The 13521-nt window shown below is 62.7% G+C and carries 17 protein-coding genes; 3 read left to right on the top strand and 14 right to left on the bottom strand.

Annotation, left to right across the window (positions count from 1 at the left end; all coding sequences use genetic code 11):
* Positions 1-75: 75 nt before the first annotated feature.
* From E4O92_RS20545 to E4O92_RS20530, 4 genes are all read right to left on the bottom strand, one after another.
* Complete coding sequence (locus E4O92_RS20545) at positions 76-657, bottom strand: TerD family protein (RefSeq protein WP_135191527.1); 582 nt, start codon at positions 655-657, stop codon at positions 76-78.
* A gap of 15 nt (positions 658-672) precedes the next feature.
* Positions 673-1371, bottom strand: coding sequence for a TIGR00266 family protein (locus E4O92_RS20540; protein WP_135191526.1), 699 nt, complete (start codon positions 1369-1371; stop codon positions 673-675).
* A 52-nt stretch (positions 1372-1423) separates the two neighbouring features.
* Positions 1424-1999, bottom strand: a complete 576-nt coding sequence (locus E4O92_RS20535) for a TerD family protein (RefSeq protein ID WP_135191525.1) — start codon at positions 1997-1999, stop codon at positions 1424-1426.
* Between the two features lie 122 nt (positions 2000-2121).
* Positions 2122-3189: a DUF475 domain-containing protein gene (locus E4O92_RS20530; protein ID WP_135191524.1), complete on the bottom strand. Its 1068-nt coding sequence runs from the start codon at positions 3187-3189 to the stop codon at positions 2122-2124.
* A gap of 108 nt (positions 3190-3297) precedes the next feature.
* On the opposite strand from E4O92_RS20530, the gene nhaR reads away from it, so the two are divergent.
* Together nhaR and E4O92_RS20520 are read left to right on the top strand one after the other, a co-directional pair.
* A complete protein-coding gene (nhaR, locus tag E4O92_RS20525) occupies positions 3298-4206 on the top strand; it encodes a transcriptional activator NhaR (protein WP_135191523.1) in 909 nt (302 codons plus the stop codon).
* A 45-nt stretch (positions 4207-4251) separates the two neighbouring features.
* Complete coding sequence (locus E4O92_RS20520) at positions 4252-5604, top strand: hemolysin family protein (protein ID WP_135191522.1); 1353 nt, start codon at positions 4252-4254, stop codon at positions 5602-5604.
* Positions 5605-5727: 123 nt separating this feature from the next.
* On the opposite strand, the gene E4O92_RS20515 is transcribed toward E4O92_RS20520, so the two are convergent.
* The 5 genes from E4O92_RS20515 to E4O92_RS20495 are packed head-to-tail and all read right to left on the bottom strand — an operon-like array spanning position 5728 to position 9656.
* Positions 5728-6312 carry an SCO family protein gene (locus E4O92_RS20515; protein ID WP_135191521.1) on the bottom strand — a complete coding sequence of 195 codons (585 nt, stop codon included), beginning with the start codon at positions 6310-6312 and terminating at the stop codon, positions 5728-5730.
* Positions 6313-6319: 7 nt separating this feature from the next.
* Positions 6320-7213 (bottom strand): heme o synthase, encoded by an 894-nt coding sequence (gene cyoE, locus E4O92_RS20510; protein WP_135191520.1) that lies wholly within the window; start codon positions 7211-7213, stop codon positions 6320-6322.
* The gene (locus tag E4O92_RS20505) at positions 7210-8361 is read right to left on the bottom strand and encodes a COX15/CtaA family protein (protein ID WP_135191519.1); all 1152 of its coding nucleotides are present in this window, start codon (positions 8359-8361) and stop codon (positions 7210-7212) included. The genes cyoE and E4O92_RS20505 overlap by 4 nt, the downstream gene beginning before the upstream one ends.
* 7 nt (positions 8362-8368) lie before the next feature.
* Positions 8369-8983 (bottom strand): SCO family protein, encoded by a 615-nt coding sequence (locus E4O92_RS20500; protein WP_135191518.1) that lies wholly within the window; start codon positions 8981-8983, stop codon positions 8369-8371.
* On the bottom strand, positions 8973-9656 hold the full coding sequence (locus tag E4O92_RS20495; RefSeq protein ID WP_307721759.1) for an SURF1 family protein: 684 nt from the start codon (positions 9654-9656) through the stop codon (positions 8973-8975). Before E4O92_RS20495 ends, E4O92_RS20500 begins: the two co-directional genes overlap by 11 nt.
* 87 nt (positions 9657-9743) lie before the next feature.
* Here E4O92_RS20495 and E4O92_RS20490 point away from each other — a divergent pair, with 87 nt between their 5' ends.
* A complete protein-coding gene (locus E4O92_RS20490) occupies positions 9744-9950 on the top strand; it encodes a twin transmembrane helix small protein (protein WP_135191516.1) in 207 nt (68 codons plus the stop codon).
* Between the two features lie 163 nt (positions 9951-10113).
* Here E4O92_RS20490 and E4O92_RS20485 read toward each other — a convergent pair whose 3' ends face one another.
* Genes E4O92_RS20485 through ctaD form a run of 5 tightly spaced genes read right to left on the bottom strand, consistent with a single transcriptional unit; the run spans position 10114 to position 13510 of the window.
* Complete coding sequence (locus E4O92_RS20485; protein WP_135191515.1) at positions 10114-10971, bottom strand: cytochrome c oxidase subunit 3; 858 nt, start codon at positions 10969-10971, stop codon at positions 10114-10116.
* Between the two features lie 60 nt (positions 10972-11031).
* Positions 11032-11247, bottom strand: a complete 216-nt coding sequence (locus E4O92_RS20480; protein ID WP_135191514.1) for a DUF2970 domain-containing protein — start codon at positions 11245-11247, stop codon at positions 11032-11034.
* A gap of 1 nt (position 11248) precedes the next feature.
* Positions 11249-11803 (bottom strand): cytochrome c oxidase assembly protein, encoded by a 555-nt coding sequence (locus tag E4O92_RS20475; RefSeq protein ID WP_135191513.1) that lies wholly within the window; start codon positions 11801-11803, stop codon positions 11249-11251.
* Positions 11804-11807: 4 nt separating this feature from the next.
* Positions 11808-11921: a cytochrome oxidase small assembly protein gene (locus tag E4O92_RS25065; RefSeq protein WP_213016408.1), complete on the bottom strand. Its 114-nt coding sequence runs from the start codon at positions 11919-11921 to the stop codon at positions 11808-11810.
* On the bottom strand, positions 11921-13510 hold the full coding sequence (gene ctaD / locus E4O92_RS20470; RefSeq protein ID WP_135191512.1) for a cytochrome c oxidase subunit I: 1590 nt from the start codon (positions 13508-13510) through the stop codon (positions 11921-11923). Before ctaD ends, E4O92_RS25065 begins: the two co-directional genes overlap by 1 nt.
* Positions 13511-13521 lie beyond the last annotated feature (11 nt).

Raw genomic sequence — 13521 nt, 5'->3', positions numbered from 1 at the left:
AGCCGCAAGTCAGCATGCGGTGACCGCGTGCGCACAGGTGCGCACCCTACGCCTCCGGCCAAGGCCCCGTAATTGCTACAGATGCGGTGTGATCACCGGCATCAGGTCATCGAAGGTGCGGCCGCTCGCGTTTTCACCAATCGCATGCATCTTCCACTCGCCATTGTGGCGGTACACCTTGGCCATGATCTGGGCCGTGTGCGGACCCTGCACCGACAGGTCGTAACGCGCCACTTCCCGGTCGTTGGATGCATTGACCAGGCGGCAGTACGCGTTCTCCACCTGCGAAAAACTTTGGCCGGTGAAGCTGTTGACGGTGAATACCAGCGACTTGACGTTGGCCGGCACACGCGCCAGGTCGACGATGATCTGCTCGTCATCGCCCTCGCCGGCGCCGGTGCGGTTGTCGCCCGTGTGCACGATGCTGCCGTCGCGGCTCTTGAGCTGGCGGAACCACACCACGTCGACCGGCCGGTTCGACTCGTCGAACAGCACGCACGACGCGTCCAGGTCCACGCTCTCGGTACGCGCCCCAAAGCCGAAGAATCCACCCTTCTTGATGGCATCCCAGCCCAGGCCCATCGTCACGCGAGATAAGCTCCCGCCCGCCTCTTTCTCAAGCGAGATCTTCTGCCCCTTTTGCAGATTGACACTCATATGTTTCTCCTTGTATCAGCCCCGCCCCGGCGACTGCATCCAGGCCTTGAATGCACTGCGGTTACGGGAACACACAAAAACCTTGCCGCGGCCGGAAAAGCGCAGGACGATCCCTTCGCCGCTGGTCTGGCTGTTGATCAGGTTGCCAAGAAAGCCGCTGCTCTGGCCAGTGGTGATGGAGACCTCGTAGCGCAGGGTGCTGTCCCAGGCCACGACGTGCGAGTTGTCGATGATCGCGTCCTTGCCCGGCTCCACTTCCAGCATGCTCATCGAGCCGAAGCCCGACACCACCACCTGGCCGCTGCCGCTCGTCTCGGTCACGAAAAAGCCGCCGCTCTGCGCAAAGAGCGCGTTGCCCAGGCTTTGGGTGCGCACCCGCAGCTCCACTTTCGCACTGGCCGCGACAAACGCGCCGTCGCTGATGATGTACTGGTTGGGGCCGCAGTCGACCACCTGCATCGCGCCTGGCAGCGTCGGCGACAGCAGGCAATCGCCGTCGCCGCGCACCGCCTCGATATGCTGCTGGAAGAACGACTCGCCGTTGGCGAAGGTGCGCATCAGCGCGCTACCCAGGCCGCCGCGCATCTTGCCCTTCAGGTCGAGCGTCGATTCCATCATCACCATGGCATCCGATTCGCAGTAGATCGTCTCGCCCTGTTTCATCGATACGTGCAGGAAGGGATCGACATCCCCGGTCACGCTAAAAACTGGCATTGCAGCTTTCCTTTCTGGATGCCGCCCGTGCGGGCGGCAAACCTGGTTGCGATTAAACGTTGACGCCGTAGTTCTTCGCCAGCGGAGCCAGCCCGCCCTTGAACCCCTGGCCGATTGCGCGGAACTTCCAGTCGGCGCCGTTGCGATACACTTCGCCAAAGATCATCGCGCTCTCGGTGGAGCCGTCTTCCGACAGGTCGAAGCGGGCGATTTCGCCGTTATTGCCGGCATTGACGCAGCGGACGAACGCCTTGCTGACCATGCCGAAGTTCTGGCGGCGTGCGTCGGCATCGTGGATGGTAACGGCGACCACGATCTTGTCGATGTCGGCCGGAACCCGGGAAAGGTCGATCGTAACGCTCTCGTCATCGCCGTCGCCGGCACCGGTTCGATTGTCGCCCGAATGCTCCACCGAACCATCGACCGACTTCAGATTATTGTAGAAGATAAAGTCTTTGTCCGAGCGTACCTTGCCCGACTGGTTGACCATGAACACCACGCCATCCAGGTCGAATTCGGCGCCATCGGTGGCGCGCACGTCCCAGCCCAGGCCGACGGTCAGCCGCGACAGGCCCGGAGCCTCTTTCGACAGGTTGACGTTACCGCCCTTTTGCAGACTGATTGCCATGATGTGACCTCCTAAAGTTAAAGGACTTTCTTGAACACCTCGGTTATCACGCGCAGCGAGCTGGTGTTCTGCCGCTCGCCGCGCGGTTCGTTGCGCCCGTTACCGGGCTTGTTCTCGCGCTGTTACGCCGACAGTTCGTCCTTTTCACTGACGCCCAGCGCCGCCTGTTCCTTCTTGTACTTGATCGACGACCACAGCGAGGCGGCGATGAAGGCCACGCCAGTCAGGCCGGTGACGAGCTCAGGGATGTGGAACTTCATACTCAACAGCATGATCGCGGCCAGGATACCGATCGCGTAGTGCGCGCCATGCTCCAGGTACACGAACTCGTCGAGCGTGCCCTTCTTGACCAGGAACACCGTCAGCGAGCGCACGAACATGGCGCCGATCGCCAGGCCCAGCATGATGATCACGACGTCGCTGGTGATCGCGAACGCGCCGATCACGCCGTCGAAGCTGAACGAGGCATCCAGCACCTCCAGGTACAGGAAACCGCCGATGCCGCCCTTCTTGACCATGTCGCCGACATTGCCCGCGCCCTCTTCTTCCTTCTCCAGCAGGCTGCTGATCATATCCACGCCGACATAGATCAGGATGCCCCACAGGCCCGACATCAGCACCACCATCTTCTGCTCCGGCGCCACCAGCGTCATGCTGGCCATCAGCGTGCCGATCGCGACCATCACCGAGATCGACGACACCTTGCCCAGCGCGCCGAGCTTTTGCTCGACATGGCCAAGCCAGTGCAGTTCCTTCTCGTCGTCGAACAGGAAATTGAGGAACACCAGCAGCAGGAACATGCCGCCGAAGGCCGCCACTTCCGCGTGGTGATTAGTCAGGTGCATCGAGTATTGCTTGGGGTCGGACAAGGCAAGGTTCCACACCTCCATCAGGCCAAGGTCGGCCGCCACCGCGACAATCACCAGCGGGAACAGCAGGCGCATGCCGAACACGGCAATGATGATGCCCACGCCGAGGAACAGCTTCTGCCAGCGCTCGTTCCAAGTCTTGAGCACGGACGCGTTGACCACCGCGTTGTCGAAGGACAGCGACACCTCCATGACCGCCAGGATCGCGGCAATGCCGATGCCGGTCAGGGCGCCGGCCATGCCGCTGTGCTCGTATCCCCACCAGCCGGCGGCCACAAGGCAGAGCGCGGTGACGAGGAACGACATCTTGAAGTGCTTCATGTTTTGTTTTCCTTCAATGTGTTTGATTTGATATGACAGAGTGTAGGGCTGGACAAGCGACATAAAAAGCGAAGAGAATCGAAGCATTCCTTCGAGAAAACGGAAGAGATGAAAAATACCGGACCAAATTTCCGCCACCTGTACTACTTCTGGGTGGTGGCCAAGGAAGGCAGCATCACGCGCGCGGCCGAGCGGCTGGGGCTGGCCGTACAGACCGTCAGCACCCAGCTCACCCTGCTCGAGCAGGCGGTGGGCAAGGCCTTGTTCACCCAGCAGGGCCGGCGCCTGATACTGACCGAAGCCGGGCGCACCGCGCTCAACTACGCGGACCAGATCTTCCTGCTCGGCGAACAAATGCAGGAAGCGCTGGACGAGGCCGACAGCGTACGTACGCGCCTGTCGGTGGGCATTTCCGACTCGCTGCCCAAGCTCACCGCGTACCGCCTGCTGGAAGCGACCACCCAACTGGCCACGCCGGTACGGCTGGTGTGCTACGAGGACCAGCACGAAGCGCTGCTGGGCGACTTGGTGCTGCACAAGCTCGACGTGGTGCTGAGCGACCGTCCGGCGCGCTCCGGCACCCTGCTACGCGTGTTCAGCCACCAGTTGTTCGAGAGCGAGACGATCGTGGTCGGCGCGCCGAGCCTGGCCGCGGTCTACGAGAAGGGCTTTCCCGGGAATTTGAACGGCGCGCCGTTCCTGCTGCCGACGCGTAATAATGCCTTGCGGGGCAAAATCGACGAATGGTTCGAAGGGCACAACCTGCGGCCGGACGTGGTCGGCGAGTTCGAAGACAACGCGCTGCTCAACACCTTCGGGCGGCGCGGCCTGGGCCTGTTCTTCGCGCCGGCGGCGCTGGTCAATGACCTTGCCGAGCAGTTGGGAGCCAGGCTGGTCGGGCGCGTGCCGCAGGTGCGCGAACAGTTTTTCGCGATCTCGAACGAACGCAAGATCAAGCATCCGGCGGTGGAGGCGATCCTGTCGGCGGTGCCCCAGGGAGGGCTGGCAGCCGCTTGACGCGTACAATGCGCGGGCTTTGCCTTTCGTTTATACAAGTTATTTATGCAAAATGTTTTATTCGTCGTTCTCGCGCTGCTGCTCGTGGTGCTGAACGGCTTTTTCGTGGCGGCCGAATTCGGCATCGTCACATTACGCAAGACGCGGGTGCGCGCCATCGCCAAAACCACTGGCCTGCGCGGCCGCATCCTGGCCGAGGTCCACGGCCAGCTGGACGCCTATCTTTCCGCCTGCCAGCTCGGCATCACCCTCGCCTCGCTCGGCCTTGGCTGGGTCGGCGAACCGGCCTTCGCGCGCCTGCTGGTACCGGTGTTCGGCGCGCTCGGCGTGACCTCGCCCGAGCTGATCCACGGCGTGTCGTTCGTGATCGCGTTCGGCGTGATCTCGTTCCTGCACATCGTGGTCGGCGAGCTGGCGCCCAAGTCGCTGGCGATCCGCATTCCCGAAGCGGTCGGCCTGTGGAGCGCGCTGCCGCTGTACGGCTTTTATTGGCTGATGTACCCGGCGATCTGGCTGCTCAACGCCAGCGCCAACCTGGTGCTGCGCATTTCCGGCCTGTCCGGCGCGGGCGGCGGCCACGAAGCCACCCACTACTCGACCGACGAACTGAAGATGATCCTGCGCACCAGCACCGGCGCGCCGGGCGAAAAGCTGCTGCACGACCAGCGCCACATCCTGGCCCAGTCGCTCGATTTTTCGCAGATGACGGTGTCGGACCTGATGCGGCCGATTAACGAGGTGATCGCGCTGTACGCCAGCCGCACGGTGGAGGCGAATCTGGACACCGTGCGCCGCAACCGCTTTTCGCGCTATCCCTATTTCGACGAGGAAGGCGAGGAGGTGCTGGGCGTGATCCACCTGAAGGACCTGTTCTTTGCCCAGCAGTCGGGGCGCGCGATCAACGACCTGGCGGACTTTTTGCGGCCGGTCGAAGTGATCTCGGCGCGCACCCCGGCGCCGGAGATCTTCCGCCGTTTCAAGCGCGGCGCCCCGCACTTCGCGCTGATCGGCGAAAAGGGCAAGCGTCCGGTCGGCTTCATCACGCTGGACAACCTGCTGGGCGCGATGGTGGGCGAAATCCGCGACGAATTCCGGCTCAACGAAAACGACTGGCTGCCACAGGCCGACGGCACCTTCATCGGCAAGGCCAGCCTGCCGATCTTCTCGCTCGAGCGCGCGCTGGGGATCGACATCGACAATGAACAGATGGGGCTGGACGAGGTGGAATCGGTCGGCGGCCTGCTGATGGCCAAGCTCGGGGACATTCCGAAACAGGGGCAGCGGATCGCGTTCCCGATGTTCGATGTCGTGGTCAGGAAGATGAACGGGCCGCGGATTTTGCTGGTGAAGGTGATTCCGCGGCTGGCGCGGGCAGGCGGCGCGGACGAGGAGGATTAGAGAAGCGCCAACGAAACGCGAACGTACCGGTGCGCACGGGTGCGCACCCTACGGCGTGCAAATCGTAGCCGTAGGGTGCGCACCTGTGCGCACGCGGTACGTTTGCGTCTAGTTTGCTCTACCTTACGATAACAGCTGCCGGATGTCGTGAACGATCGTCCGCGGATCCTGCCCATTGCGCACGAACAGGCGAATCTTGCCGTCCTGGTCGAACACATACATGCCGGCAAAGTGGTCGAGCGTGTAAGTGTTTGCTGCCGACCCCGGCACTTTCGTGTAGAACACCTTGAATTCCTTGGCCACCTGGGCGGTCTGCTCGGGCGTGCCATACAGTCCCAGGAAACGCTGGTCGAACGCCGGCACGTATTGCGACAGGATTTCGCGCGTGTCGCGCTCCGGGTCGAGCGTGACGAACAGCACCTGCACCTTGTCGGCGGACGGCCCCAGTTCCTTCATCACGGACGTCATTTCGGCCATGGTGGTCGGGCACACGTCCGGGCACTGGGTGTAGCCGAAGAACATGACAACCACCTTGCCCTTGAAATCGGCCAGGGTGCGCGGCTTGCCGTTGTGATCAAGCAGCGAGAAATCTTTGCCATACTCGAGCCCGGTCACATCGGTATTTTCGAAGCTCGGCGCCTTGTGGAACACCTTGTCACAGCCGGCCAGCAGCACGGTCATGACCAGCACGGTCAGCAGTTTTTTCATATCGAAATCAGAACTTGAAATAGTGGTCGACCAGCAGCGCCGCGAACAGCAGCGACAGGTAGACGATCGACCAGGCAAATGCCTTGCGCGCGATCTGGTCGGTGTAGTGCTTGTAGATCAGCCAGGCGTGGCGCAGGAAAACGGCGTTGAGCACGACGGCGGCGCCCAGGTACAGCAGGCCGCTCATGTGCACGGCCCACGGCAGCAGCGTGGTGGCAGCCAGCGCGACGGTGTACAGCCACACCTGCAGGCCGGTGTATTTCAGCCCGTGGGTGACCGGCATCATCGGCAGGCCCGAGCGCTTGTAGTCGTCGCGCCGGTACATGGCCAGCGCCCAGAAATGCGGCGGGGTCCACATGAAGATGATCAGCACCAGCAGCCATGCCTCCATCGGCACGTGGTCTGCGACCGCGGCCCAGCCGAGCGCCGGCGGCATGGCGCCCGACAAGCCGCCGATCACGATGTTCTGCGGCGTGTAGGGCTTGAGCAGGATGGTGTAGATCACCGCGTAGCCCACGAAGGTAACGAAGGTGAGCCACATCGTCAGCGGGTTGACCTGGGTGTACAGCACCCACATGCCGGCGCCGCCGATCACGCCGGAAAAGGTCAGGGTCTGGGTGCGCGAGAGTTCGCCCATGGCGGTGGCGCGGCGCGCGGTGCGCGCCATGCGTGCGTCCACTTCGGCCTCGACCAGGCAGTTGACGGCAAACGCGGCGCCGGCCAGCAGCCAGATGCCGATGGTGCCGGCGATCAGGGGGCGCCAGCCGGGAAAGCCGTCGGTCGACAGGAACATGCCGATCACGGCGCAAAACACGGCCAGCTGGGTTACCCGGGGCTTGGTCAGCGCCCAGTACTGCGATGCGCGGGTGGCAGGCTTGTGGCTAATAGTCTGGGTGGTCATTGGTGGAGACTTGCAGGAGTGACGTTTGGCGCGCGGGGGGTAGGCGACGCCAGGTCCAGTTGGTACTTGGCCTTGTAGTTTAACATGGTTACCAGCAGCACCAGCAGCGCCGCCCCCGCGTTGTGGAGAACGGCGATGGTGAGTGGGAAGTTTAGAAACACTGTCGCAACACCGGTCAGCGCCTGCAGCGACAGCACCAGCGCGAGCTTGCGCGCGGTCGGTCGCAGGTGGGCATGCGGCCAGGCGCGCCACACCGTCAGACCCAGCACGACGACCACGATCATCGCGAAGTTGCGATGCACCCAGTGGATGGCCGTCAACGCCGAGAACGGCAGGTAATGGCCGGCGGCCGTGCGGCCCAGTTCACGCCACAGCGTGAAGCCATGTTCGAAATCCATTTCCGGCACCAGTTGGCCATTGCAAAGCGGGAAATCGCTGCAGGCCAGGGTCGCGTAGTTGGTGCTCACCCACCCGCCCAGCGCGATCTGCACCAGGAGAACCAGCGCCGACCCGATTGCCAGGCGGCGCACGCCGCGCAGCGCGGCAGGGTCGTGCGACGGCTGGGGCGGCGCAAGCACGTTGTCCTCGCGCCCGCCCAACCAAACGAGCATCGCCAGCAGCGTCAGCCCCAGCAGCAGGTGGGTCGTCACGATAATCGGCTGCAGCTTCATGGTCACGGTCCAGGCGCCGAACGCGCCCTGCAGGCAGACGAGAAGAAACAGCAGCGTCGGCATCAGCGGCGCAAACGCGCTCGCGCGCGTCCGTCGCCACTGCTGCCACGCCTTGATCATCAGCGCGATGATCACGAAGCCGATGCCCATCGCCAGGTAGCGGTGGATCATCTCGATCCAGGCCTTGGCCACGGTGACGGGACCGGTGGGCATAAGCGCCTCGGCCGCCGAAATGTGCTCGTGCGCCAGGAACGGGTTGGCCATGCCGTAGCAGCCGGGCCAGTCGGGGCAGCCCAGGCCCGAGTCGGTCAGGCGCGTGAAGCCGCCGAACACGATCAGGTCAAAAGTGAGGAAGACAGCCACCCACACCAGCTTGCGGTACTTGTTGGCGTCGGATGACATCCAGACCATCGAGAGCGGCAGGCAGGCCACGAGCAGGCCGGTGACGGCCAGTTGGATCAGGTGTGTTACGTGCATCTTGAAATCAGCCGATCGCGGACGCCTTGAGCAGCTTGGCAATGTCCTTGTGCATCTTCTTGCGCGCTTCCGGGCGGTCCGCGTCTTTCGGGAAGCTCAACATCAGGTTGCCCAGCGGGTCGATCAGGTAAATGTGGTCTTCGAAGGTGGTGCCCGGATCGGCAGGCAACCATTGGTTGACGACGTTTTGCGGCGCGCGCAGCATGTGGGTGCCGTCGAATTCGCGGATCACGATCGTGTCCAGCGGTTCGCTGTCGGTGATCAGCCAGACGCGCTCGATGCGGTCCATTTCCTTGCCTTGCATCAGACGCAACTGGCGCATCTCGAACAGCTGGTTGCGGCAGGCGTCGTTGCAGGCGCCGCCGCCGGCCTTGAGCATGATCCACTTGCCCTTGAACGCATCGAGCGTCTGCGGCCGGCCATCGAGCGTGGTCGTGGCCATCGCGGGAATGGGATGGTTGCGCGGATCGATCAGCGTGCCGTAGTTGTTGCGCGAAGTTGGCTTGACGATGTAATAAGCCACGTAGGCCGCAATCATCGGCGCCGCGCAGATCAGGAACACCAACAACATTTTCCAGCGCCCGTTGACGCGGGCCGTCCTGCTTGCTACCTCAGCCGTCATGTTTCGTTCCACTCCGAAATCCCGTTATCACAAAAAAGAGGAAGGCCATCGCTGCCAGCGCGTACCACTGGAACGCGTAGCCCTGGTGTTTCTCGATCCCCATTGCCGGCGCCGGCCAATCACGCACGAACGGTTCGCCTTCCAGCTTGGGGCCAGTCTGCTCGACAAAAAACGGCTGCAACCGCAAGCCGCTGGCCTGGGCAAACGCGGCCGGTTCGAGGTTCTGCACGAAGGCGTTCGGCCGCAACACGGGAGGCTTGCCCAACTGCAGGGCACGGCCGAGCGAGCCGGCCACCCTGCCTTCGATCGTCACCGTGCCAGTGGGCGTCGGATAGTCGGGGACCTTGTCATAGCGAGCCGGATCGCCCGGCAACCAGCCGCGCGCGACCAGTACGTACATCTGCGAATCCGCTATTTTAAACGGCATTACGAGATACGACCCGGGACGGCCCTGGTAAGTCTTATTCTCTAGAAAAATTGGCCATGCCGTGTCGAACTGGCCGGTGACGGTGACGCGCCGAAATTCCATTGGCGCGGCCGGCATGGGCGCGGGACCGAGCACGATGGGCGCCTGGGGGAAGCGCTCGGCCAGCCGCTGGTAGATCGCCATCTTTTGAGCAGCGCGCCGCTCCTGCCAGTTGCCCAGCGCAATGCCCAGCGCAACCAGCAGCACGGTCGCGATGAAAGGTACTAGTCTAAAATGAAAGGTGAAACGCATTACAATGAAGCCTCAACTGACATATGGGGCCAGAGCCGCATCATGAAAATCTTCGTTGGCATCGCATTCACCCTGATCATCGCCAGCCTCGCCTCGGCCTTGTTCTTCCTGATGCGCGACAAGGGCAGGAGCAACCGCACAGTGCAGGCACTGGCGATGCGTGTCGGGCTGTCGGTCACCCTGTTCCTGATCGTGCTCGGCGCCTACAAGCTGGGCTGGATCCAGCCGACTGGCATTTCGATGCGCTAGCCGGATAAAAACCGGGGACGGCTGCAGACGCAGCCCGTCCCCTTTTTCATTCAGCAAACGGGCCGAATACCGTAGGGTGCGCACCCCGTGCGCACGCGGAAGCAAACTTTGCGCAACCGTACCGCGTGCGCACAGGTGCGCACCCTACGCCGCACAGGCCCTTTTACATCCAATACACGACGATATACAAGCCCAGCCACACCACGTCGACAAAGTGCCAGTACCACGCCGCGCCTTCAAACCCGAAATGACTGTCTGGCGTAAAGTGCCCTCGCAGCACGCGGTACAGGATCACCGACAGCATGATCGCACCCAGCGTCACGTGGAAGCCGTGAAAGCCGGTCAACATGAAGAAGGTTGAACCGTAGATGCCCGACGACAGCTTGAGGTTCAGCTCGGTGTACGCGTGGTGGTACTCGTAAGCCTGGAAGCCAATGAAGACCGCGCCCAGCACGATGGTCATGAACAGCCAGAACGCGGTCTTGCTGCGGTGCCCCGCGCGCAGCGCGTGGTGCGCGATGGTCAGGGTCACGCCCGAGGAGAGCAGCAACGCGGTGTTGATGGTCGGGATCGGGAACGGGCCCATCGTGGTGAACGGCTCGATCACGCCTGCCGGGCCGGCGTTGCCCCAGTGGCCGTTAAAGTCCGGCCAGAGGATCTTGTGGTCGAGGTCGGACAGCCACGGCATCGAGATCGAGCGCGCGTAGAACAGCGCACCGAAAAAGGCGCCGAAGAACATGACTTCGGAGAAGATGAACCAGCTCATCGACCAGCGGTACGAGGTGTCGATGCGGGCGCCATACTTGCCCGATTCCGATTCGGAAATCGCATCACCGAACCAGAAATACAAGGTGACGAGCATCGCAACGATGCCGGCGATGCAGACCCCCGGCCCCCAGACGGTGCCGTTGACCCAGCCGGACGCGCCGGCCATGGTCGTGAGCATCGAGACGCCGGCGGCGACCGGCCATTTCGAGGGGCCCGGCACGAAGTAGTACGGCGCGGTGTGTGGCAAACTCATCTTCAATCTCCTAAGTCAATCTTGTACTGTGGTGTTGAGTAGTTGCTTCAGTTGGAATGCTTACTTCGATACCGCAAATTTCACGAGGGCGATCAGCACCCCGATAAACAGCACCAGCCCGATCAGCGCGGCGACGATCAGGTGTAATGGGTTCAGGTGCGCCGCATCATGGTCGTAGTCCCGCTTCTTGCGCACCCCGAAGAACGACCAGAACACGGCCTTCATCGTCTTGCCGAATGAGGCGTTGCGCTGGGTCGGTTTGTCTGTCTCGTCCATATCACTTCGACGCGGTTACCGCGCCGATCTCAAAGAAGGTGTACGACAGGGTGATGTTGGTCACCTCGCGCGGCAGCGCCGGATCGATGTAGAACACGACCGGCATCTGACGCGCCTCGTGCGCCTGCAGCACCTGCTCCCGGAAACAGAAGCATTCAACCTTCTTGAAGTGCGGCGCCGCCGACTGCGGCGCGTAACTCGGGATTGCCTGTGCCTTGAGCGCCCTGCCCTGGGTGTTGACCACCTCGTAGATCACGGTGGTCAGTTCGCCCGGGTGCACCGTCACGCTGTTCTGGGTCGGCCGGAAGCGCCACGGCCCCTGCGCGTTGCCGTCGAGCTCGATCGTGATCGTGCGCGACAGGTCGACCTGGGTGTTGGTCGGCCGTGCCACGGTCCCGTCCTTCGCCGTCAGCACGTTAATGCCGAGCACCTCGCATGCCTTCCGGTAGACGGGTACCAGCGCATAGCCGAAACCGAACATCAGGATCGCAACCACGACCAGCTTGCCCAGCATCGTGCGGTTCAACTTGAGACTGCGATCCTGTTCCTTGCTCACTTTTTCAGCTCAGCCAGAGGCGTTTTACAAACAGCATTACGAAGAAGAACAACGCCAGCGCCGCCAACAGCAAACCAGTCCTGAGGTTGTTCGGCTTCTTCGGTTTGGGTTCATCCATCACTTCACCAGCGGCGGCGTTTCGAAGGTGTGGAACGGCGCCGGGCTCGGCACGGTCCATTCCAGGCCTTCCGCCGCTTCCCACGGCTTGTCGGCTGCCTTGGCGCCGCCGCGGATGGTCGGCAGCACCACGAAGAACAGGAAGTAGACCTGCGACAGGCCAAAGCCGAACGCGCCGATGGTGGCCACAGTGTTCCAGTCCGTGAACTGCGCGGCGTAGTCGGCGTAGCGGCGCGGCATGCCGGCCAGGCCCAGGAAGTGCATCGGGAAGAAGGTGATGTTGAACGTGATCAGCGAGGCCCAGAAGTGGATCTTGCCGCGCAGTTCAGGGTACATGTGGCCGGTCCACTTCGGGCTCCAGTAATAAAAGCCGGCGAACAGCGCGAACAGCGAGCCGGCCACCAGCACGTAGTGGAAGTGCGCCACCACGTAGTAGGTGTCCTGCAGCGCGATGTCGATCGGGGTCACGGCCAGGATCAGGCCGGTGAAGCCGCCCATCGTGAACACGAAGATGAAGCCGACCGCGAACAGCATCGAGGTCTCAAAGGTCATCGAACCGCGCCACATGGTGGCGACCCAGTTGAACACCTTCACGCCGGTCGGCACCGCGATCAGCATGGTGGCGTACATGAAGAACAGCTGGCTGGTCACTGGCATGCCGGTGGTGAACATGTGGTGCGCCCAGACGATGAACGACAGGATCGCGATCGACGCGGTGGCGTACACCATCGAGGCGTAGCCGAACAGCGGCTTGCGCGCGAAGGCCGGCACGATCTGCGACACGATGCCGAACGCCGGCAGGATCATGATGTACACCTCGGGGTGGCCGAAGAACCAGAAGATGTGCTGGTACATGACCGGGTCGCCGCCGCCGGCGGCGTTGAAGAAGGTGGTGCCGAAGTGGCGGTCGGTCAGCGTCATGGTGATGGCGCCGGCCAGCACCGGCATGACCGCGATCAGCAGGTAGGCGGTGATCAGCCAGGTCCAGCAGAACATCGGCATCTTCATCAGGGTCATGCCGGGCGCGCGCATGTTCAGGATGGTGACGATGATGTTGATCGAACCCATGATCGACGAGGCGCCCATGATGTGCAGGGCAAAGATCGCCATGTCCATGCCCGGACCCATCTGGGTCGTGAGCGGCGCGTACAGGGTCCAGCCGGCGGCGGTCGCCCCGCCCGGCACGAAGAACGAGGTGGCGAGCAGGATCGCGGCCGGCGGCAGCAGCCAGAACGAGAAGTTGTTCATGCGCGCGAACGCCATGTCCGAGGCGCCGATCTGCAGCGGGATCATCCAGTTCGCAAAGCCCACGAAGGCGGGCATGACCGCGCCGAACACCATCACGATGCCGTGCATCGTGGTCAGCTGGTTGAAGAATTCAGGCTGGAAGAATTGCAGGCCGGGCTTGAACAGCTCGGAGCGGATCAACAGTGCCAGCACGCCGCCCGACAGGAACATGGTGAACGAGAACCACAGGTAGAGCGTGCCGATGTCCTTGTGGTTGGTGGCGAACAGCCAGCGGCGCCAGCCATGCGGGTGGTCATGGGCGTGGTCGTGGTCGTGGGCGTGATCGAGAGTGCTTGTAGTCATTTCAGTTTCCT

This window comes from Massilia horti (assembly GCF_004614195.1).
GTDB lineage: Bacteria > Pseudomonadota > Gammaproteobacteria > Burkholderiales > Burkholderiaceae_D > Telluria > Telluria horti.
The sequence above is the reverse complement of the archived record's forward strand: the minus strand, read 5'-3'. Positions and strand labels throughout refer to the sequence as shown.

Coding starts and splice junctions, on each gene's coding strand:
- E4O92_RS20545 (WP_135191527.1), bottom strand. CDS start 657: ATGAGTGTCAATCTGCAAAAGGGGCAGAAGATCTCGCTTGAGAAAGAG.
- E4O92_RS20540 (WP_135191526.1), bottom strand. CDS start 1,371: ATGCCAGTTTTTAGCGTGACCGGGGATGTCGATCCCTTCCTGCACGTA.
- E4O92_RS20535 (WP_135191525.1), bottom strand. CDS start 1,999: ATGGCAATCAGTCTGCAAAAGGGCGGTAACGTCAACCTGTCGAAAGAG.
- E4O92_RS20530 (WP_135191524.1), bottom strand. CDS start 3,189: ATGAAGCACTTCAAGATGTCGTTCCTCGTCACCGCGCTCTGCCTTGTG.
- nhaR (WP_135191523.1), top strand. CDS start 3,298: ATGAAAAATACCGGACCAAATTTCCGCCACCTGTACTACTTCTGGGTG.
- E4O92_RS20520 (WP_135191522.1), top strand. CDS start 4,252: ATGCAAAATGTTTTATTCGTCGTTCTCGCGCTGCTGCTCGTGGTGCTG.
- E4O92_RS20515 (WP_135191521.1), bottom strand. CDS start 6,312: ATGAAAAAACTGCTGACCGTGCTGGTCATGACCGTGCTGCTGGCCGGC.
- cyoE (WP_135191520.1), bottom strand. CDS start 7,213: ATGACCACCCAGACTATTAGCCACAAGCCTGCCACCCGCGCATCGCAG.
- E4O92_RS20505 (WP_135191519.1), bottom strand. CDS start 8,361: ATGCACGTAACACACCTGATCCAACTGGCCGTCACCGGCCTGCTCGTG.
- E4O92_RS20500 (WP_135191518.1), bottom strand. CDS start 8,983: ATGACGGCTGAGGTAGCAAGCAGGACGGCCCGCGTCAACGGGCGCTGG.
- E4O92_RS20490 (WP_135191516.1), top strand. CDS start 9,744: ATGAAAATCTTCGTTGGCATCGCATTCACCCTGATCATCGCCAGCCTC.
- E4O92_RS20485 (WP_135191515.1), bottom strand. CDS start 10,971: ATGAGTTTGCCACACACCGCGCCGTACTACTTCGTGCCGGGCCCCTCG.
- E4O92_RS20480 (WP_135191514.1), bottom strand. CDS start 11,247: ATGGACGAGACAGACAAACCGACCCAGCGCAACGCCTCATTCGGCAAG.
- E4O92_RS25065 (WP_213016408.1), bottom strand. CDS start 11,921: ATGGATGAACCCAAACCGAAGAAGCCGAACAACCTCAGGACTGGTTTG.
- ctaD (WP_135191512.1), bottom strand. CDS start 13,510: ATGACTACAAGCACTCTCGATCACGCCCACGACCACGACCACGCCCAT.